The sequence below is a fragment of the Streptomyces sp. 130 genome (assembly GCF_007096885.1).
Taxonomy (GTDB): domain Bacteria; phylum Actinomycetota; class Actinomycetes; order Streptomycetales; family Streptomycetaceae; genus Streptomyces.
This window is the reverse complement of the sequence record NZ_VJNO01000002.1, coordinates 187,333-206,414: the sequence shown is the minus strand read 5'-3', so window position 1 is coordinate 206,414 and position 19,082 is coordinate 187,333. Positions and strand designations below refer to the sequence as shown.

Sequence of the window (19,082 nt, the reverse complement as noted above, 5' to 3'; positions counted from 1 at the left end):
GGGCCGCCCCCGGCGTCGCCCGCCGCTTGGTCGTCCCGGTTCGGCCCCGCGTCGCACGCCCTCCGCCGCCCGGTCCGGCCCTGCGTCGGGCGGACTTCCGCCCCCTCCGCCGCCTCGGTCCGGCCTGGCGTGGCACGGCCCCTCCGCCGCCCGGTCCGGCCCCGCGTCCGGGCCGACCCCGGCGTCGCCCGCCGCTGTGTCGCCCCGGTCCGGCCCCGCGTCGCACGCCCTCCGCCGCCCGGTCCGGCCCTGCGTCGGGCCGACTTCCGCCCCCTCCGCCGCCTCGGTCCGGCCTGGCGTGGCACGGCCCCTCCGCCGCCCGGTCCGGCCCCGCGTTCGGGTCGACCCCCGCCACGCCCGCCCCATCCGTCCCCTCGGGCCGACCCCCGCCACGCCCGCCGCTTCGTCGCCCCGGTCCGGCCCCCGCCACGCACGCCCCTCCGCCGCGCGGGCGGCCCCGGGCCGCCGTCCGGGGGGAAACCCGGCACGCCTGCGCGGGGTGCCCGCGCGCGCGTGGCAGCGTCGGTCGCCCCGAGGGGTGACCGGAGCCGCGCCGCCCGCGGCGCCCCGCCCCGACCGGCCGTTGCCGCACGAAGTGGAGGCTGCCCCGCCATGCCCCCCGAACCCCCAGAAACCGCCGAGCCCGCCGAGACCGCCGAAGCGCCCGGGGCCGGGCGCACCCGGCACGGTCTCGCGCTCGGGCTCGCCGCCGCCAGCGTGATGCCCGTGGTCCTCGGCGGGGCGACCGCGTCCGCCGCCCCGCAGCGCGGCCCGGTCGCGGGTCCGGCCACCCGGCTGACCCCGGCCGCCGACCAGCGGCCCGCGTGCGGCGACCCCGCGTCGGCCGGCTTCCCCATCGACACCCGCATCCACGGCGGGCCCGACACCTACGCCTCCGGCGGCGGCTACGGCACCTGGTTCCTGGACCTGACGAACACGACGACCGAGTCCTGCCGGGCGATCCACCCCGTAGTCGTCCTCACCGACGAGGAGCGGGCGCTGACCTCCGACCAGATCCAGCTCCAGTTCTCGGAGCGCGCCCGCCCCGGGGTCGAGCACCGGGTGACCTGGGAGACGACCGACCGGGACGAGCACATCGGGGTCTTCGGCGGCGAGGACGACGCCTTCCCCGGGTTCACCGTGCCCGCCGGACGTACCGTCACCGTCCAGGTGCGGCTGGCCTTCACCTCCGACACCAGCCCCGGCCGGATCACCGCGAACGCCGCGATCGTCCAGCGGCGCGGCGGCGGGAGCGGCGCGGAGGGCGACGGGGAGTGGGTCGGCGAGTCCGAGGACTACCCGTTCTCCGTGGTCGAGCCCGACGAGGACACCACCGGCACCGGTGAGACCGGTGAGGCGGACGGCGACCGCGAGAGCGGGGACGGGACGGGCCGGGACCACGTGGGCGGCACCGGCGAGGCCGAGGAAGAGGAAGAGGGGAGCGGCACGGTGAAGGGCAAGGGCGACGAGGGGTACGCGGACCCCGGCAGGACCGGCACCACCCGGCGCCCCGTCCCGCCCGGCACCGACCCGGCGGGGGTCCCGCAGCTCGCCGACACGGGCATCTCCGTCCCCGTGTCCCTGCCCGCCCTCACCGTCTCCGGATTCCTCATCGGCGGCGGCGCCATGGTGCTCGCGGCCCGCCGAACGCGCCGCGCCGACCACTGATCACCAGGTGGTCAGCCGGTACCTCCACGTCGAACAGTCCGCCTAAACTCGGGACGTCGGCGCTGCACAACGCGGTGCCGCCGGCGTCCCCGCACCTGGCGTACGGCAACTGGAGTCCCACATGGCAGAGCGCAAGCCGATCTCGTCCTGGCTGACCGACATGGACGGGGTCCTCATCCACGAGGGCACCCCGATCCCCGGCGCCGACGCCTTCATCAAGCGGCTGCGCGACTCGGGACTGCCCTTCCTGGTCCTGACCAACAACTCGATCTACACCGCCCGCGACCTGCACGCCCGGCTGAAGCGCATGGGCCTGGACGTGCCCGTGGACAACATCTGGACCTCCGCCCTCGCCACCGCCCAGTTCCTGGACGACCAGCGGCCCGGCGGCACGGCGTACGTCATCGGCGAGGCCGGGCTCACCACCGCGCTGCACGACATCGGGTACGTGCTCACCGACCACGACCCCGACTACGTGGTGCTCGGCGAGACCCGTACGTACTCCTTCGAGGCGCTCACCAAGGCGATCCGGCTGATCAACGCGGGCGCCCGGTTCATCTGCACCAACCCGGACGAGACCGGCCCCTCCGCCGAGGGACCGCTGCCCGCGACCGGTTCCGTCGCCGCCCTGATCACCAAGGCGACCGGCAAGGCCCCCTACTTCGCGGGCAAGCCGAACCCGCTGATGATGCGCACGGGCCTCAACGCGATCGGCGCGCACTCCGAGTCCAGCGCCATGATCGGCGACCGGATGGACACCGATGTGCTGGCCGGACTGGAGGCGGGCATGCAGACGTTCCTGGTGCTCACCGGGCTGACCACGGTCGCGGACATCGACAAGTACCCGTTCCGGCCGTCCACGGTGGTGGACTCCATCGCGGACCTGGTCGACCTGGTCGACCTGGGCTGACACCGGATGGGGCGGGCCCCCTTCGCGCCCGCCCCACTCCACCGGCCCAGCGCCCGCGCGCTGCGGATGCGGGACCGGCCCGCAGGCGTGAACCTTCCATCAGGAGGTTCACGATGCGTTCCATACCCCTCACGTTCTGTGCCGCCGCACTGGCCGCGGCGACCCTGGTGCCGGTCCCCGCGGCACTGGCCGAATCCGGCTCCGGCCACGAGGACTCCCGGTCCCGCGCCGCCCTGTCGGTCTCGCCCTCGTCCGCCGCCCCGGGCACCGAGGTCGAGCTGGAGCTGACCGGCTGCAAGGCCAAGGAGGCCAAGGGGAGCTCCGACGCCTTCGTCTCCGAGGCGCGCTTCTCGTCCGGTGGCGACCGCACGCTCTACGCCGAGGCCCGTGTCCGCGCGGACGCCGAGCCCGGCGACTACGACGTCCTGGCGGTCTGCGACAAGCACACCCGGGTCACCGCCACCCTCACCGTCGTGCACCGCGAGCGGCCCATGCCCGTCGCCCCGGTCCACGCGGGCGGCGGAGGCACCGCCGTGCTCGCGAGCGAGACCGCCGAGCAGGACGGCCCCGGCACCACCCACGAGGTGATCGGCCTCGGACTGGCCGCCGTCGCGGCCGTCGCCGTCGCCTTCCGCAGCGTGCGCCGTCGCCGTCCGGCGGCCGACTGAGATGTCCGCACCCGAGGAGGCGGCGGGGCGCGGCAGGCTGCTCACCGGAGTGACCTGGGCCGTCATCCTGCTCGGCCTGTGGCTCTGGGGCCGGGGGATCACGGACGGATCGGGCATCGGCTCGGCCCCGACCACCGGCGACGTCGCCGCGGTCGGGCGCCCGCTCGGCGTGCCGCTGCCCCCGGCGCACGCGCCGATCGCGGGCGTCGCCCCGAAGAGCGTCGAGATCCCCTCGATCGGCGTCCGGGCCCCCGTCGTCTCCCGGGGCCTGGACGCGGAGGGCGCCATCGAGCCGCCGTCCTTCGACACGCCCCAGACGGTCGGCTGGTACGGCGCCGGCACCCGGCCCGGCGCCGAGGGGCCGGCCCTGTTCGTCGGCCACGTCGACACCGAGACCAAGCCCGCCGTCTTCTACGGGCTCAGCACGGTCCGCCCCGGCGCGAAGGTCGACGTGACCCGCGCGGACGGCACGGTCGCCGAGTTCACCATCGACGACGTGCAGGTCCTCACCCGCGCCAGGTTCGACGCCCGGAAGGCGTACGGGCCCCGCGAGGACGGGCGGGCGGAGCTGCGGCTGATCACCTGCGGCGGCACATACGACGAGGAGTCCCGCTCGTACACCGCGAACGTGGTCGTCTCGGCCTACCTGACCGCGGAGAAGAGCGCGGCGAAGGCGGCCTGATCCATCCGGGAAGCCAGGTCCCCGGCCCGGCCGCCGCCCGTTCCCCGGGCGGCGGCCGGGCCGGTCCTCGACCGCGGTGCGCGGGCCGCGGGAGTGGCCCGGCACGGACACGGGAGGTCACCGGCGTCCGGGTCCGCCGCACACCCCACTGTAGGGGGAGGTTTCCCGTCCGCCCAGCCGCCTTCTGACGTTACGTCGATAACCGGTCACCCTCCGCACGCGGTGAAGCGGTTGCGGAAGCGCGTCGAAGAACGACCAAGGCCCCCTCGCGCGAAGCGAGGGGGCCTTGGCTGTGCGTGCGCCGCCAGGGACTCGAACCCCGGACCCGCTGATTAAGAGTCAGCTGCTCTAACCAACTGAGCTAGCGGCGCCTGCTGACCTGGAAAACTCTACCCGATCCCGAGCGGTGCTCCCGACCACCCCCTAGGGGGGACCTGGCCTTCCCGGCCTGTCGGATGGTCGTTTTTTCCCTTCTATCCGTCAAACTGCGGTATGTCGTGACCTAGGTCATGGCCTTTGCCACGCTGACGCCCGAGCAGATGCGCCCGAAGAACTTGACGACTGCGGAGGGGAATCGCATGACTGTGCCGGCCTTCGAGGAGTACGTACCCGCCATCGACTGCCCCTGTCCCGGCTGCGCCGCCCAGCGGCGGTCCGCCGCCGGGGGACTGCCCGTGCGGTACGGGGGGCACCCGGCCGCGCGCGGCGCGCGGCGCGCGATGGTGCTGGTCACCGCCGCCGGGGTGGTGCTCGGCGGCGGGGCCGCGCAGTCCGCCGGAGCGCCCGCCGACCCCGCCCCCGCGCCCGGTACGGGGGTGCCGGCCGGCATCGGCCCGCTTCCGGACAGCCCGCAGGGGCTCCCGGGTCCGCTGCGCGGGTCCGGTGCGCCGGGGTCGGCGGCGGCCCAGGCGGCGTCGCCGGGCCAGCGGGCGACGACCCGGACCGAGATCATCGACCGCGCGCAGAAGTGGGTGGACGCGCAGGTCCCGTACAGCATGTCGGCGTACTGGTCGGACGGGTACCGGCAGGACTGCTCCGGCTATGTGTCGATGGCCTGGAACCTGCCGGGCAACGAGTGGACCGGCAGCCTCGCCGCGTACGGCACCCGGATCGCCCGCGCGGACCTCCAGCCCGGCGACATCCTGCTCTTCCACAACCCCGCCGACCCCGGGAACGGCTCGCACGTCACGATCTTCGGCGGCTGGACCGACTCCGCGCACACCCACTACACGGCGTACGAGCTGACCAAGCCGCGCGCCCGCAAGCAGACGACGCCCATGGCGTACTGGACCAACTCCGCGAGCTATGTCGCCTACCGCTACAAGGGCCTGAGCACGGGGAAGTCCGGCAGCGAGGCGGAGACGGAGCCGTTCCCCGGCGCGGCGAAGTTCGGGCCGCGCGCGAACAACGCGTACGTGACCCGGCTCGGCGCGATGCTCGTCGCCCGGGGCGGCAAGCGCTTCTACAAGATCGGCCCCGACCCGGTCTGGACCGACGCCGACCGCCGGGCCACCCGGGCGTTCCAGCAGGCCCAGGGGTGGAAGGGCGCCGAGGCCGACGGCATCCCCGGCCCCCACACCTGGAGGCTGCTGGTGACCGGAACCGGCCGCGACATCCCCGCCGCGAGCGGGCAGGGCGGCCCGAAGGCGGCGCCGGTCTTCCCCGGACGGGGCTATTTCCGGCCGGGTCAGTCGAACAGCCATGTCGACCGGCTCGGAAAGCAGTTGGTGAAGAAGGGGCACGGCACGCACTACCGGCTGGGCCCCAGCCCCCGGTGGACCGAGGCGGACCGGCGCAATGTCGAGACCTTCCAGAAGGCCCAGGGCTGGCGGGGGACGGAGGCCGACGGCTATCCGGGCCCGGAGACCTGGCGGCGACTCTTCGCGTGACACGACGGCACGACGGACATGACGGAGGCGGAAATGCGATCCACGGTGTCGGACAGCTCCGGAAACCCGGGGTACGGCCAGGAGACGGAGTACGGGACGGTCCCGGTACGGGAATGGGTCGGCCCGGGCGGAGCGGGCAGCGTCACGGACGCGTGGGCGGCGGGGGCCGCGGCGGACGAGACGCCGGTCGCGGAGGGGCTGCCGGTGCGGGGTACGACCCCGGCCGCGCCCCGCGCGCCCGAGCCGCCTCCCCTCTTCAGGCCGGTGTCGGTGTCGGTGCCCTCGGACGAGGAGGTGGTGGTCCAGGTGGCGGAGCCGGCCGCTGCGGAGCGCGGGGACGACGCCGCTGCCGGTGCCGACTCCGTTGTCGATCTGGTGCTCGACCTCCCGTCGGGCGAGGAGGACCGCGAGGCCTCGCTCGGTGCCACCTCGGCCTCGGTGTCGGTGCCGGCGGAGGCCCGCACGCAGGAGCCCGCGGAGGCCCGCACGCAGGAGCCCGCGGACGCGGCGCCGGGCAGCGCGGTGCTGGGCCGCGCGGTGCCGGGCAGTGCGGTGCCGGGCAGTGCGGTGCTGGAGGACTCGGTGCTGGGTAGTGCGGTGCCGGGCAGTGCGGTGCCGGGCAGTGCGGTGTCGGAGGACGCGGTGCCGAGCAGTGCGGCGCCGGGCAGTGCGGTGCCGGAGGGCGCGGTGCCGGGCAGTGCGGTGCCGGAGGACGCCGTGCCGGGCAGTGCGGTGCCGGAGGACGCCGTGCCGGCCGGCGCGGTGCCCGGGGACGCGCCCGCGCCGGATCTCGTGAAGGATGCCGTGCCCGAGGACGCCGCGCCCGAGGACGTCGTGTCCCTCGCGGTGGCCCCCCGGCCCGAGCCCGCCCTCGCCCTCGCCGGGGCCCGTGTGCCCGGCCCCGGCCCCGACGCCGCGCCGTGCCCCGATCCGGTCCGGGACAGCGGTCGCCACCAGGCCGTCATCGCCAACGAGCGCACCGCCTCCATCCCCGTGCACCTCCTCTTCCGCGAGGACCGGCGCGCCGGTGCCGCCGCCGTGCCGCCCACCGTCGTGCGCCCGGCGGTCGGTGAGCCCGGGGTGCGCCGGCCGCCCGTGCCGAGGACGCCGCAGGTGCGGCCCTCGAACCGGCCCGCCCCCGAGGCCGACCCCCGGCTGCGCGAGCGGCCCGGACCCGCGCTGCCCGGCTGGGCCGCGCTGCTCGCCGGCTTCGGCGGGGCCGCGGCGGCCGGCGGCGTCCTGTGGTGGACGGGTGCGGTCCCGGCCGCCGTGCTCGCCCGGATCGGGCTCGGCCCCCGGCCGTACGACGGGCTGCCCACCGGCGCCTGGGCGGCGCTCGTGTTCCTGACGGCCGTCGTGCTCTTCGCGCTCGGGGGCCTCGGCCGGGGCCGGGTCGGCCATGCCTGGGTGCTCACCCTCTTCGGGCAGTACCGGGGCACCGTGCGGCGCACCGGGCTGGTGTGGGTCAGCCCGCTGCTGCTGCGCCGCCGGATCGACGTACGGCTGAGGCACTGGCGCAGCGAGCCGCTGCCCGCCGTGGACGCGAACGGCACGGCGCTGCGGGTCGTCGTCCAGGTGGTCTGGCGGGTCAAGGACACCGTGCGGGCGGCGCTGGGGATCGAGGACCACGAGGCGTACCTGCGTGAGCAGGTCGAGGCCGCGATGGCCCGCGTCCTGTCCCAGCTGCCCGCCGACGCCTTCCACGAGGACGCGCACACCCTGCGCGACGCGGAGGCGGTCGGCGACGCGCTGACCCGGATGCTGAAGGCGGACTGCGAGCCGGTCGGCGTCGAGGTGTACTCGGCCCAGCCCACCGGGATCGAGTACGCGCCGGAGGTGGCGGCGGCCATGCAGCGGCGCCGGATCGCGGCGATCGACGCGCAGCACCGGGACAGCGTGCTGACCTCGGTCGTGGACGCGGTGGACGACACCGTCAGCCGGCTCACCGAACGGGGCCTCGTGGAGCTGGACGACTACGAACGGAAGGCGCTGGTCAAGGACTTGACGGTGGCGTTCTACACCGGGCGGACCGGAGGCGACGGCTCCTGAGGGCGCGCGGAGGAAGTTCCGGGCAACCGGAATCCGGCGCTCATTGGTCTGGACATGGTCAAGGCGTGGCAATAATCTGAGCCTTGGTCTAGACCGCAGACGCGCGTACGCGGCAGTGCTCATGGAATCCCCCTCCCCCCACGATCCGAGGAGCGACGACACATGCGTATGAAGGCAAGCGCGGCCCTGGTCGGCCTTGCGGTAGCGGGCGTCTCGATGTTCGCGACGAGCAGCGCCAGCAGCCACGGCTACACGGACAACCCGATCAGCCGTCAGAAGCTGTGCGCCAACGGCACGGTGACCGGCTGCGGCAACATCCAGTGGGAGCCGCAGAGCGTCGAGGGCCCGAAGGGCTTCCCGGCGGCCGGACCGGCCGACGGCAAGATCTGTTCCGGGGGCCACGGCGAGTTCGCCCAGCTGGACGACCCGCGCGGCGGCAACTGGCCCGCCACCAAGGTGACGGCAGGACAGGGCTTCAGCTTCCGCTGGCAGTTCACCGCCCGCCACGCCACGACGGACTTCCGGTACTACATCACCAAGGACGGCTGGGACCCCACCAAGCCGCTCACCCGTGCCGACCTGGAGCCGCAGCCCTTCATGACGGTGCCGTACGGCGGCAAGCAGCCCCCGGCGACCCTGACCCAGCAGGGCACCATCCCCACCCAGAAGTCCGGGAAGCACCTCATCCTGAGCGTCTGGAACATCGCGGACACGGCCAACGCCTTCTACGCGTGCTCGGACGTCCAGTTCTGACGCCGGCGGGAGACCGTGCCGCCTAGGTGAACGTGCTGTCGGCGGGCAGCACGGCGAACCCCGGGGAGTCCGAGGACACCCGGGGTTTCGCCGTGCCGCCACGGGCCGGGCCCACGGTCGGCCACGGTCAGACCTCGGCCGGAACCGGGGCCGGCGCCCCGGCGGCGGTCTCCTCGGCGGTGTCCACCGTCCGGGCCGCCCGGCGGAGCAGGGTCGCCGCGAGCACCGCGCCGGTCAGCAGGATCAGTGACCCGGCCACCGAGGCGTACCGCATGCTGTGGACGAAGGCCTCCCGGCCGATCGCGATCAGCGAGTCGTCACCGGTGGTCAGCGCGCCCGGCAGGGTCTTGCGGGCGGCCTCGGGGGCGGAGGCGGGCATGTCCGCCCGGTAGGCCGCCGTGGCCACCGCGCCCAGGAGGGCCATGCCCAGCGCCCCGCCGAACTCCTGCCCGGTCTCCAGGAGCGAGGCGGCCGATCCGGCCTTCTCCGGCGGGCTGATCGCCATCGCCATGTCCGAGACGAGCGCCATCACCGCGACGATGCCGCTGCTCATCACGGCCGACCCGATCAGCAGCAGGGCCGGCGAGTCGGTCCCGGTCAGCGTGAAGACCCCGAACCCCGCCGCGCCCACGGTGAACCCGCCGCAGACCACGTAGGCCCGCTGGACCCGCTGGGCGAGCAGGGTCGCCGCGGGCGCCGCCGCACCCACCGCCAGGGACGGGGCCAGGCTCCACAGCGCGGCCTCCATGGTCCTCATGCCGAGCACCGACTGCAGGTACTGGGTGGTGAAGAAGGACGAGCCCATCATCGCGAAGGCGGCCAGCGCGTTGAGCCCGATCCCGATGCCGAAGCCCCGGCCGCGGAACAGTTCGCGGCTGATCATCGCGTCGGAGCGGGTGCGCTGCCGGCGGACGAAGACCCAGCCGACGGCCAGCCCGGCGGCGATGATCAGGGCCCGCTCGGCGTCGAGCCCGTGGGCGGCGCTCTCCTTGATGCCGTAGACCACCGGCAGGACCGTGCCCATGGACAGAGGGACGCTTCCGAAGTCGAAGCGGCCCGGGTCCGGGTCCTTGAACTCCGGCACCATCAGCGGCACCAGCACCAGCAGCAGCACCATCGCGGGCACGTTGATCAGGAAGACCGAGCCCCACCAGAAGTGCTCCAGCATCACCCCGCTGAGCACCGAGCCGAGCGCGATCCCGCCGGCCATGGCACCTGACCAGATGCCGATCGCCTTCGCCCGCTGCGTCTCGTCGCGGAACATGTTGCGCACCAGCCCGATCGTGGAGGGCATCAGCGTCGCCCCGCCGATCCCGAGGACCGCCCGGGCCGCGATCAGCATCTCCGGGCTGTTCGCGTAGGCGGCGCACACCGAGGCGGCGCCGAAGGCGAGCGCCCCGATCATCAGCAGCTTCCGGCGGCCGATGCGGTCGCCCAGGGAGCCCATCGTGATGAGGAGGCCGGCCAGGGCGAAGGCGTACACATCGAAGATCCACAGCTGCTGGGTGGCGCTGGGGGCGAGGTCCCGGTCGATGGACGGGATCGCGAAGAAGAGGACGGACACGTCCATCGAGACGAGGAGGAGGGGGAGGAGCAGGACCAGGAAGGCGGTCCACTCCCGACGCCCGGCGAGTGCGCCGGGGGCGGCGGTGGTGCTCGTGGGGTTCGTCATGGCAAGGAATGTACGGGTGTTTAAAACAGCTGTCTAGTACGTCTGTGTAAAACGTCCGTACATGGCTGCGGGCAGCGCAAAACGCACGAGGCGGTCTCCGTGGATACGGAAACCGCCTCGTGCGTTGTCTGTGCGCCGCCAGGGACTCGAACCCCGGACCCGCTGATTAAGAGTCAGCTGCTCTAACCAACTGAGCTAGCGGCGCCTGCTGACGTGAAAATAATACCCGGCCCGGAGGGGTGCTGATGACCAGCCGCCTCGCCGCCCGGTTCACAGGGCCAGCGACAGCAGCACCGGGGCCGCGCGCCGGTTCAGCGTGTCCGCTGCCGCGCGCAGCCGGTGCGCGTCCTTCACCGGCATCGACAGCGCCAGGCAGCCCGCCGACGACCCGGCGGTCAGCGGCACCGCCGCGCACACCGTGCCGACCGCGTACTCCTGGAGGTCGAGCACCGGGACCGTGGCCGGCTGGCTGTCCAGCTTGGAGAAGAGGACCTTCTCGCTGGTGATCGTCCGCGAGGTCAGCCGGGGCGTCTTGTGCCGGGCGATGTGGTCGCGCCGGCCGTTCTGGTCGAGCTGGGTCAGCAGGCACTTGCCGATCGCCGAGGCGTGCGCCGCCGACCGGAAGTCCACCCACTCGTTGACCGCGGGGGTGAGCGGGCTGTCGGCGTACTGCGTGACGCGGATCTCCCCGTCGACGTACCGGCTGATGTAGACCGCCGCGCCCACCGAGTCGCGGAGCTGGGCCAGGGTCTGCTGGAGCTTGGTCTCCAGGGCCTGGCGGCGGGCCGCGCCCGAGCCGAGGAGCAGCAGCGAGGCGCCGGTCACGTAGGCGCCGTCGGTGATCTGCTCCACGTAACCCTCGCGGCGCAGGGTCAGCAGCAGGGAGGTGAGGTGCCCGGCGGGCAGCCCCGTCTCCCGGGAGAGCTGGGTCTCGGTGACGCCACTGCCGTGCTTGGAGACCGTTTCGAGAACGCGAAGGGCGTACTGCACCGAGTGGAACGGCGCGGTCGGTTCGGGCTTCAACACCACGGATTCCCCCTGCCAGTCGGGACCGGAGGCCGGTCGGCGGGCCTTCGGCCTCGCCACCACGATAGCCGCCGAGGGCCTGTTCAGGGCGGTGTGCGGCGGACTCGTGGGTGCGCCCCGGGCCTGTCAGCAGGGGCGCACCCGTCCGGCATGTGCCAGGGTCATGCGCGGGCGACGGATACCGAGGTCACAGCACCGCGTTGAGGAATTCGCGCGTGCGTTCGTGCGAGGGGTCGGAGAAGATTTTGTCCGGCGAACCGGACTCCACGACCCGTCCGGCGTCGAACATCAGCACCTTCTCCGAGACGTCCCGGGCGAAGCTCATCTCGTGGGTCACGCAGACCATCGTGATGTCGGTGTTCCTGGCGATGTCCGTCAGCAGCTCCAGCACCCCCGCCACCAGCTCCGGGTCGAGCGCGGAGGTCACCTCGTCGAGGAGCAGGATCTCCGGCTCCATCGCCAGCGCCCGGGCGATCGCGACCCGCTGCTGCTGCCCGCCGGACAGCTGCGAGGGGTGCGCGTCGACCTTGCCGGAGAGCCCGACGAGGTCCAGCAGCTCCCGGGCCCGGGTCTCCGCCTGGCCCCGGTCCATGCCGAGGACGTTGACCGGCGCCTCGGTGATGTTCTGGAGCACCTTCATGTTGGGGAAGAGGTTGAACTGCTGGAAGACCATGCCGATCTTCCGGCGGGCCGCGCGCAGGTGCTTCTCGGACGCCGGCTTCAGCGAGCCGTCCGGCGCCCGGACGTGCGTGAGCGGCTCGCCGTTGACCCAGATCACGCCGTCGCTGACCCGCTCCAGCGTCATCAGGAGGCGCAGGATCGTCGTCTTGCCCGAGCCGCTGGGCCCGATCAGGGTGACGTGCTCGCCGCGCTCGACCGTGAAGTCCAGTTCGTCCAGGACCGTGTGGTCCCCGTAGCGCTTGACGACCTTGTCGAAGCGGACGAGCGGGTGCCCTTCGTCCTTGGACACGGCGACGGGCACGACGTCCTGGGGGGCCGGGGCCGCGTTCTTCTGCAGGGGGAGGGGCTCAGTGGCCAAGGCGCTTCTCCAGCTTCCTCATCAGGAGGGACGTGGGATAGCTCGCGACCAGGAAGACCAGGCCGGCGAGCGTGAACACCTCGGTGTAGACGAAGTGCTGTGAACCGTAGGCGCGTGCCTCGAAGACCATCTCGTGCACGGTGATCACGGCGAGGAAGGGGGTCTCCTTGAACATCGAGACCGCGTAGTTGCCCAGCGCGGGCACCACGTTGCGCACGGCCTGCGGCAGGATCACGGCCTGCCAGGTCCGGCGGGCGGGCAGCGACAGCGCCCGGCACGCCTCCCACTGCCCCTTCGGCACGGCGTCGATCCCGGCGCGGTACACCTCGGAGGTGTACGCGGCGTAGTGGACGCCCAGCACGGCGATGCCGATCGTCAGCGGCTCCACCGAGGTGAACAGGGCCGCCGCGCCGACGAGTTGCACGAGCAGCGGGGTGGAGCGGACGAACTCCATCACCGCCTTCACCGGAACGGTCACCAGCCGGCTCGGGGCCCGCCCGGCGACCGCGATGGCCAGCCCGAGGACCGCGGCGACCAGGGTGCCGAACACCGTGGCCAGCAGGGTCGTCCAGAACCCGTCCAGCAGCAGGGGGAACGCGTCACCGACGGCGCCCCAGTCGAATTCGTGGTTCACCCGGCACCTCCGGCCTGGGCCGCGGACACGGCGCTACGGGACCTCAGCAGGCTCTTCCCGCCCGCCGCGAGCCCGAGCCGCCGCTTGGCGGACCGCTCCAGCAGGTTCATGAACAGGGTCAGCGCGTAGGCCAGGACGAAGTAGCAGACCAGCAGCGTCGCGTAGGCGGCGAGGGTCTCACCCGTACGGCTGCGCAGCTTCTCGATGGCGGTCATCAGGTCCGCCGCCGAGATCAGCCACAGCAGCGGGGTCGCCTTCAGCAGCTGGATCAGCAGGTTGGTGAACGACGGGATCATCTGCACCCACGCCTGCGGCAGGATCACCTTGCGCATCCGGTGCACCGGCGACATGTTCAGCGCGAGGGCCGCCTCGTACTGACCGCGCGGTACGGAGTTGATCGCGCCGCGCACCACTTCGGCGCCGTACGCGCCGTAGTTGAGGCCGAACGCGAGCACCCCGCAGACGACCGGCGTCAGTTCGTACCCGGTCAGCTGCGGCATCGCGTAGTACAGCCAGAACAGCTGGACGTACAGCGAGGTGCCGCGGAAGAACTCCACCACCACGCGGGAGACCCCGCGCGACAGCATGAGCCGGCTGAGCGACATCAGGCCGAGGACGAACGACAGGAGCAGCGCCGCCAGGGCGCCGAGCACCGTGGCCTCCAGGGTCACCCACAGGCCGGACCGCAGCTGCGGCAGATCGTCGGCGAAGGCCGAGAAGAAATCATTCATGCGGTGGGTACCGTCCCCGTCAGCCCTTGCACAGATCGGCCGTCTTCAAGGAGGCCGGCGGCAGTTCGGTCGCGCCGAAGCCGTAGTCGCGCAGCAGCTCCACATAGCGGGACTTGTCGGCGACGATCTTCTTCAGCTCGCGGTTGAACGCGTCGCGCAGCTCCTCGTTGCCCTTGCGGAAGACCGCGCCGCCGGGGCTGTACTGCTTCACGCCGTCCAGCTCGGGCAGGAACGCCTCGGTGACCTCGGTGCCCTCGTTCGTCTTGGCGAGCCAGCGCAGCGAGATCCCGGTGAGCAGGAAGGCGTCGACCCGGCCGCCCTTGACCGCGTCCGCGCCGTCCTGCGGCTTCTGGAGCGTCTTGATCCGGTCCTCGGGGATGCCGGCGCCCTTGGCGTACGAACCCTCCACCGCGCCCGCCATCACGCCGACGGTGATCCCGGCCTCCTTCGCGGAGGCCAGGTCGGTGACCTTCTTCGGGTTGCCCTTCTTCACCATCATCGCGGTCGGCGAGATGAACTCCGGCTCCGAGAAGAGGGCGTTGGCGCAGCGCTCCGGGGTGATCGCCATGCCGGCGCTGACCACGTCGTACTTGCCGGCCTGGAGGCCGGGGATCAGGCTGTCCCACTCGGAGAGGGTGGGCTTCAGCTCGTCGACCCCGAGCGCCTTGAAGATCTCGCGGTGCAACGTGGGCGCTTCGCCCTTGAGTTCCTTGCCCTCCATGTACCCGTACGGCGCCTCGTCGGCGTAGGCGACCCGTACGAAACCCTGCTTGCGGAGCTTTTCCAGCGCGCCTTCGCCGTCGGCGGAGCCCTCACCGGTCTTGCTGCACGCGGTGAGGAGGCCCGGGACGACGAGCAGACCGCCCACCGCTGCCGATCGGTTGAGAAATCCCCGGCGGGACAGGTTCGGGAAGTCAGCCATGGTTCGCAATCTCCTGAAGGGGTCGAACAGTCCGGACAGGCTTGGCGCCTGCCCGATCCGGGGCTTCTATGCAGGAAGAAAGCGCATGTAATCGAACGGTGGCCGGAGGGTGACCTTCCCGTGTCCGCGCGCAGGCCGGAAGACGGAGATTGCGCGGGGATGTCCCATAACCCGGCTCCGTACCGCGACGGGTGCCCGCCCGGCCGCCGTTCATGCACGCGTCAGGCGCCCGGGGCGATAACCGGGGCGGATGGCGGAATACTGGAACAGGAGCGGGGAAACCGGTCAGTGCCGCCGCGGCCCAGCGCGGCACGGACACAGGCGCAGAGAAAGGGTGGACATGACGACCGTCGGATTCCTCTACCCGGGCCACTTCGCCGAGGACGACTACCCGCGCATGGAGATCCTCCTCGACAGCACCATCAGACTCGTCGTCCACCACACCGAGAGCCCGGACGCCGCCTACCGCGAGGAGGTCCTGAGCGCCCTGGGCTCCCCCGGCCGGCTCGCCGCGGGCATCGAGGAGCTGCAACGCTCCGGGGTCCAGTCCATCGTCTGGGCCTGCGACGGCGGCAGCTTCCCGTACGGGTGGCAGGGCGCCCACGACCAGGCCGCGGCCCTCGCCCGGGCGGCGGGCGTGCCCGCGTCCAGCACCTCGATCGGCTTCGTCCACGCGGTACGGAAGCTGGGCGCCGAGCGCGTCGCGGTCGCCGCGACCTACCCCGAGGCGGTCGCCGAGCGGTTCGCCGCGTTCCTCCGGGAGACCGGCACGGAGGTGACCGGCACCCACGCGGCGGGCGTCACCGAAGCCGCCGAGGCCGCCTCCTGGGGCGCGGAGCAGGTGCTCGACCTGGCCAGGGCCGCCGACCGCCCCGACGCGGAGGCCGTCCTGATCCCCGACACGGCCCTGCACACCGTCTCCCACCTCCCCGAGCTGGAGGAGGCGCTCGGCAAGCCCGTCCTCACCGCGAACCAGGTCGCGGCCCGCGAGGCCCTGCGACTGGCCGACCGCCCCGCCTGGGCCCCGAGGCTCGGCGCGCTCTTCGCCCACCGCGAGCAGCCGCCGGCCCCGGTGATCCGGGGGAGCGGGAGGGCGTACGCGCACGGGAGGAAGAGCCGCTAGCGGAGGCGCCAGGGGCGCGCCCGGGGCCACAGCGCCCGGGGACGACGTGCCCGGGAACGACGTGCCCGGGAACGGCGCGCTCGGGTACAACGCACCCGTGAACGGCGCGCCCGGGGCCACAGCGCCCGGGAGCAACGCGCCCGGGGCCACAGCGCCCGGGAGCAACGCGCCCGGGGCCACAGCGCCCGGGGGCGCGCCGGGGACGACGTGCCCGGGGAATAAACGGAGCCCTCCTCCTGTTCGTGCTCTCCGGACGGACGAGGCACTGAAGCGCACCACCGGAGAGGCCAGAACGTGGACGAGATTCGAGGCGACGAGATCCAGGGCGACGAGATCCGCGGCACGGCCCGGGGCACCGCCCCCGTGCCGCTGTCCGTGCTGGACCTGGTGACCGTCGGCCAGGGCCGCACGGCGAGCCAGGCCCTGCGCACCGGCGTGGAGATCGCCCAGCTCGCCGAGCGCCGGGGCTTCCACCGCTACTGGGTCGCCGAGCACCACTCGATGCCCGGCGTCGCCTCCTCGTCCCCGGCCGTGATCCTGGCCCACACCGCCGCCCGCACCGAGCGCATCCGGCTCGGCTCGGGCGGCGTCATGCTGCCCAACCACGCCCCGCTCGTCATCGCCGAGCAGTTCGGCACCCTGGAGGCGATGGCCCCCGGCCGCATCGACCTCGGCCTGGGCCGCGCCCCCGGCACGGACGGGGCCACGGCGGCCGCCCTGCGCCGGACGGACCGGCTCAACGAAGGGGCGGACGACTTCCCGCAGCAGCTCATGGAGCTGACCCGGTTCCTGGACGACGACTTCCCCGACGGACACCCCTACGCCCGCATCCACGCGGTCCCCGGACCCGTCCAGGCCACCGCCGAGGGCGGCGTCCAGTCCCCGGCGCGCCCGCCCATCTGGCTGCTCGGCTCCTCCGGCTTCAGCGCCCGGCTCGCCGGGGTGCTCGGGCTGCCGTTCGCCTTCGCGCACCACTTCTCGGCCCAGAACACCGTGCCGGCCCTGGAGCTGTACCGGGACTCCTTCAAGCCCTCCACGGTGCTCGACGCCCCGTACGCCCTGATCGGCGTCGCCGCGCTGGCCGCCGACGACGAGCGCGAGGCGCGGCGCGAGGTGCTGAGCGGTGCGCTCTCGATGCTCCGGCTGCGGTCCGGGCGGCCCGGTCTCGTACCGACGCCCGAGGAGGCGGAGGCGTACGCCTTCTCGCCGATGGAGCGGGAGTTCGTGGACAGCTGGCTGGTCAACATCGTGCACGGCACCGCCGACGAGGTCCGCTCCGGCCTCGACGACCTGGCCAAGCGCACCGGCGCCGACGAGCTGATGATCACCGCCAACGCCCACGGCGGCGAGGCCCGGCTGCGCAGCTACGGCCTGATCGCGGACGCCTACGGGATGCCGGAGGCGTAAGGGTGCGTCACGCCCCCGGGGCGCGGGTTCCGATCAGTTCGGCGATGCGCTCCGGGGCCACCGCCCGCGAGTAGAGCCAGCCCTGTCCGGTGTCGCAGCCGATCCGGCGCAGCCGCTCGGCCTGGCCGGCGGTCTCCACGCACTCCGCGGTGACGCTCAGGCCCAGCCGGTGCGCGAGTTCCACCATGGCCTCGACGATCGTCTCGTCGGCGGGGCTGGGGTGCGTGCCGTCCTCGTAACGGAAACCGCGCACGAACGCGCCGTCCAGCTTGAGCACGGACACCGGGAGGCGGCTGAGGTAGGCGAGGTTCGAGTAGCCGGTGCCGAAGTCGTCGATGGCGATGCGCACGCCCATGTCGCTGAGCGCCCGCAGGGCCCGCAGCGGGCGGCCCGCCGAGCCCATCACCGCGGACTCGGTCAGCTCCAGCTGGAGCAGCGCCGGGTCGAGCCCGGTCTCCGCCAGGATCTCCGCGACATCGCTGACCAGGTCCGAGTCCCAGACCTGGCGCACCGCGACGTTGACGCTGATGAACAGCGGCGGTCGCGCCGGATGGTCCAGCTGCCAGCGCCGGGCCTGCCGGCAGGCGGAGCGCAGCACCCAGCGGCCGAGCTGCACGATCGAGCCGTCCTCCTCGGCGATCGCGACGAACCGATTCGGCGAGAGCATGCCGAACTGCGGGTGGTTCCAGCGCACCAGCGCCTCGACCCCGCGTACGGCCCCGTCCGCCAGGGCGACCAGCGGCTGGTACTCGATGGTGAACTCGCCGCGCTCCACGGCCGGGCGGAGCGTGGACGACAGCGCCTGCCGGGTCATCCGGTGGGCGTTGCGCTCCGGGTCGAACAGGGTCCAGCGGGCCTTGCCGTCCGCCTTCGCCCAGTACAGCGTGGTGTCGGCGGCCTGCATCAGGCCGGTGGCGGACGTGCCCGCGACGGGCCGCTCCACCACCCCGATCGACGCCGACACGGAGAGCCGCTGCCCGCCCAGGTCGAACGGCTGCTGGAGGGCGCCCAGCACCGTGCGCGCCAGGCCGGTCAGCTGCTCGGTGCCGGTGGACTCCTCGACCAGGACCGCGAACTCGTCGCCGCCGAGCCGGGCCACCAGCGGGGCGCCGGCCGGATACGCCCCCTGCTGCTCGGCGCAGTCCGTGAGCCGGGCCGCGACGGCCGCCAGCAGCCGGTCGCCGATCCGGTGCCCGAGGGTGTCGTTGACCGCCTTGAAGCCGTCCAGGTCCAGGTAGCAGAGCCCGACGCGGGAGCCGGCGCCGCTCTCGCGGGGCGGGGTGCGCAGGGCCGCCGACAGCCGCTCGAAGAACAGCGCCCGGTTGGGCAGCCGGGTCACCGGGTCGTGCATCTGGAGGTGGCGCAGCCGCTGCTGGAGCTCGCGCCGGTCGCTGACGTCCGCGACGGAGAGCAGCACCTGACCGGGCGCGCCGCCGGGGAGCGCCCGCCGGGCGTCGGACAGCGGTACGACGGTGATCTCGGCCCACAGCGAGCGCCCGTCGGGATGTTTGAGGCGGCGGGTGCAGCGGAAGCGGGAGCGCCGGCCGTGCAGCACCTCGCGGTACGCGTGCCAGGCGCGCGCGTCCGCCGCGAGGTCGACCAGGTCGGCCGCCGAGCGCGCGGTGAGCGCCGCCGCAGCCGTGCCCGCCAGTGAGCCGAGCGCTTCGTTGGCGGTGACGATCAGGCCCTCGTGGTCGACCACGGCCATCGGCAGGGTCGCGGCGCGGAACGCGGCCCGGTAGTCGTGCTCCTCGGTGGCGGACCCGTCGGGCGGCCACGCTTCGTCACTCCGCGTGATGTCGGGTCGCTGTGCGGAGGGCGCCTCGGGCCCCGGCCCTTCGGAGGTTGCGCTCACCGTTCGCTCCGCCCTGCAGTTCTGTCCCGGACACCTCTGACCGGACTGGCCCGC

General features: G+C 73.4%; 16 protein-coding genes and 2 tRNA genes. 9 read left to right on the top strand and 9 right to left on the bottom strand.

The features are described from left to right. Positions 1-612 precede the first annotated feature (612 nt). The 4 genes from FKN01_RS03130 to FKN01_RS03115 all read left to right on the top strand — a co-directional run bounded on the left by FKN01_RS03130 (position 613) and on the right by FKN01_RS03115 (position 3,928). A complete protein-coding gene (locus tag FKN01_RS03130) occupies positions 613-1,668 on the top strand; it encodes a hypothetical protein (RefSeq protein WP_143616136.1) in 1,056 nt (351 codons plus the stop codon). A gap of 121 nt (positions 1,669-1,789) precedes the next feature. Then, entirely contained in the window at positions 1,790-2,578 is a 789-nt protein-coding gene (locus FKN01_RS03125) for an HAD-IIA family hydrolase (protein WP_143616135.1), read from the top strand. A 113-nt stretch (positions 2,579-2,691) separates the two neighbouring features. Beyond that, positions 2,692-3,246 (top strand): hypothetical protein, encoded by a 555-nt coding sequence (locus FKN01_RS03120; RefSeq protein WP_143616134.1) that lies wholly within the window; start codon positions 2,692-2,694, stop codon positions 3,244-3,246. A 1-nt stretch (position 3,247) separates the two neighbouring features. Then, positions 3,248-3,928 (top strand): class F sortase, encoded by a 681-nt coding sequence (locus FKN01_RS03115; protein ID WP_143616133.1) that lies wholly within the window; start codon positions 3,248-3,250, stop codon positions 3,926-3,928. A 297-nt stretch (positions 3,929-4,225) separates the two neighbouring features. Here the strand turns inward: FKN01_RS03115 and FKN01_RS03110 are convergent. Beyond that, positions 4,226-4,299, bottom strand: a tRNA-Lys gene (locus FKN01_RS03110). A 207-nt stretch (positions 4,300-4,506) separates the two neighbouring features. Between FKN01_RS03110 and FKN01_RS03105 the strand changes: the two genes are divergently transcribed. The 3 genes from FKN01_RS03105 (at position 4,507) to FKN01_RS03095 (ending at position 8,619) form a co-directional block, all read left to right on the top strand. Next, positions 4,507-5,817: a peptidoglycan-binding protein gene (locus tag FKN01_RS03105; protein ID WP_143616132.1), complete on the top strand. Its 1,311-nt coding sequence runs from the start codon at positions 4,507-4,509 to the stop codon at positions 5,815-5,817. A 33-nt stretch (positions 5,818-5,850) separates the two neighbouring features. After that, positions 5,851-7,866 carry an SPFH domain-containing protein gene (locus tag FKN01_RS03100; protein ID WP_143616131.1) on the top strand — a complete coding sequence of 672 codons (2,016 nt, stop codon included), beginning with the start codon at positions 5,851-5,853 and terminating at the stop codon, positions 7,864-7,866. Positions 7,867-8,028: 162 nt separating this feature from the next. Beyond that, positions 8,029-8,619 (top strand): lytic polysaccharide monooxygenase, encoded by a 591-nt coding sequence (locus tag FKN01_RS03095; protein ID WP_143616130.1) that lies wholly within the window; start codon positions 8,029-8,031, stop codon positions 8,617-8,619. Positions 8,620-8,746: 127 nt separating this feature from the next. On the opposite strand, the gene FKN01_RS03090 is transcribed toward FKN01_RS03095, so the two are convergent. The 7 genes from FKN01_RS03090 to ehuB all read right to left on the bottom strand — a co-directional run bounded on the left by FKN01_RS03090 (position 8,747) and on the right by ehuB (position 14,643). Continuing rightward, positions 8,747-10,291 (bottom strand): MFS transporter, encoded by a 1,545-nt coding sequence (locus FKN01_RS03090; RefSeq protein ID WP_143616129.1) that lies wholly within the window; start codon positions 10,289-10,291, stop codon positions 8,747-8,749. 131 nt (positions 10,292-10,422) lie between these two features. Then, positions 10,423-10,496, bottom strand: a tRNA-Lys gene (locus tag FKN01_RS03085). Between the two features lie 65 nt (positions 10,497-10,561). Further along, entirely contained in the window at positions 10,562-11,320 is a 759-nt protein-coding gene (locus FKN01_RS03080; RefSeq protein ID WP_143616128.1) for an IclR family transcriptional regulator, read from the bottom strand. Positions 11,321-11,504: 184 nt separating this feature from the next. Beyond that, the gene (gene ehuA, locus FKN01_RS03075) at positions 11,505-12,356 is read right to left on the bottom strand and encodes an ectoine/hydroxyectoine ABC transporter ATP-binding protein EhuA (RefSeq protein WP_143616127.1); all 852 of its coding nucleotides are present in this window, start codon (positions 12,354-12,356) and stop codon (positions 11,505-11,507) included. Further along, the gene (gene ehuD / locus FKN01_RS03070) at positions 12,346-12,990 is read right to left on the bottom strand and encodes an ectoine/hydroxyectoine ABC transporter permease subunit EhuD (RefSeq protein ID WP_143616126.1); all 645 of its coding nucleotides are present in this window, start codon (positions 12,988-12,990) and stop codon (positions 12,346-12,348) included. The genes ehuA and ehuD overlap by 11 nt, the downstream gene beginning before the upstream one ends. Continuing rightward, positions 12,987-13,721 (bottom strand): ectoine/hydroxyectoine ABC transporter permease subunit EhuC, encoded by a 735-nt coding sequence (gene ehuC / locus FKN01_RS03065; RefSeq protein ID WP_143616125.1) that lies wholly within the window; start codon positions 13,719-13,721, stop codon positions 12,987-12,989. Before ehuC ends, ehuD begins: the two co-directional genes overlap by 4 nt. A 19-nt stretch (positions 13,722-13,740) precedes the next feature. Beyond that, entirely contained in the window at positions 13,741-14,643 is a 903-nt protein-coding gene (gene ehuB / locus FKN01_RS03060) for an ectoine/hydroxyectoine ABC transporter substrate-binding protein EhuB (RefSeq protein ID WP_143616124.1), read from the bottom strand. A 340-nt stretch (positions 14,644-14,983) separates the two neighbouring features. Between ehuB and FKN01_RS03055 the strand changes: the two genes are divergently transcribed. Next, positions 14,984-15,766 (top strand): aspartate/glutamate racemase family protein, encoded by a 783-nt coding sequence (locus FKN01_RS03055; RefSeq protein WP_143616123.1) that lies wholly within the window; start codon positions 14,984-14,986, stop codon positions 15,764-15,766. 294 nt (positions 15,767-16,060) lie between these two features. Next, a complete protein-coding gene (locus FKN01_RS03050; protein ID WP_143616122.1) occupies positions 16,061-17,173 on the top strand; it encodes an LLM class flavin-dependent oxidoreductase in 1,113 nt (370 codons plus the stop codon). 7 nt (positions 17,174-17,180) lie between these two features. On the opposite strand, the gene FKN01_RS03045 is transcribed toward FKN01_RS03050, so the two are convergent. Further along, positions 17,181-19,028: a putative bifunctional diguanylate cyclase/phosphodiesterase gene (locus tag FKN01_RS03045; protein ID WP_398930811.1), complete on the bottom strand. Its 1,848-nt coding sequence runs from the start codon at positions 19,026-19,028 to the stop codon at positions 17,181-17,183. Positions 19,029-19,082 lie beyond the last annotated feature (54 nt).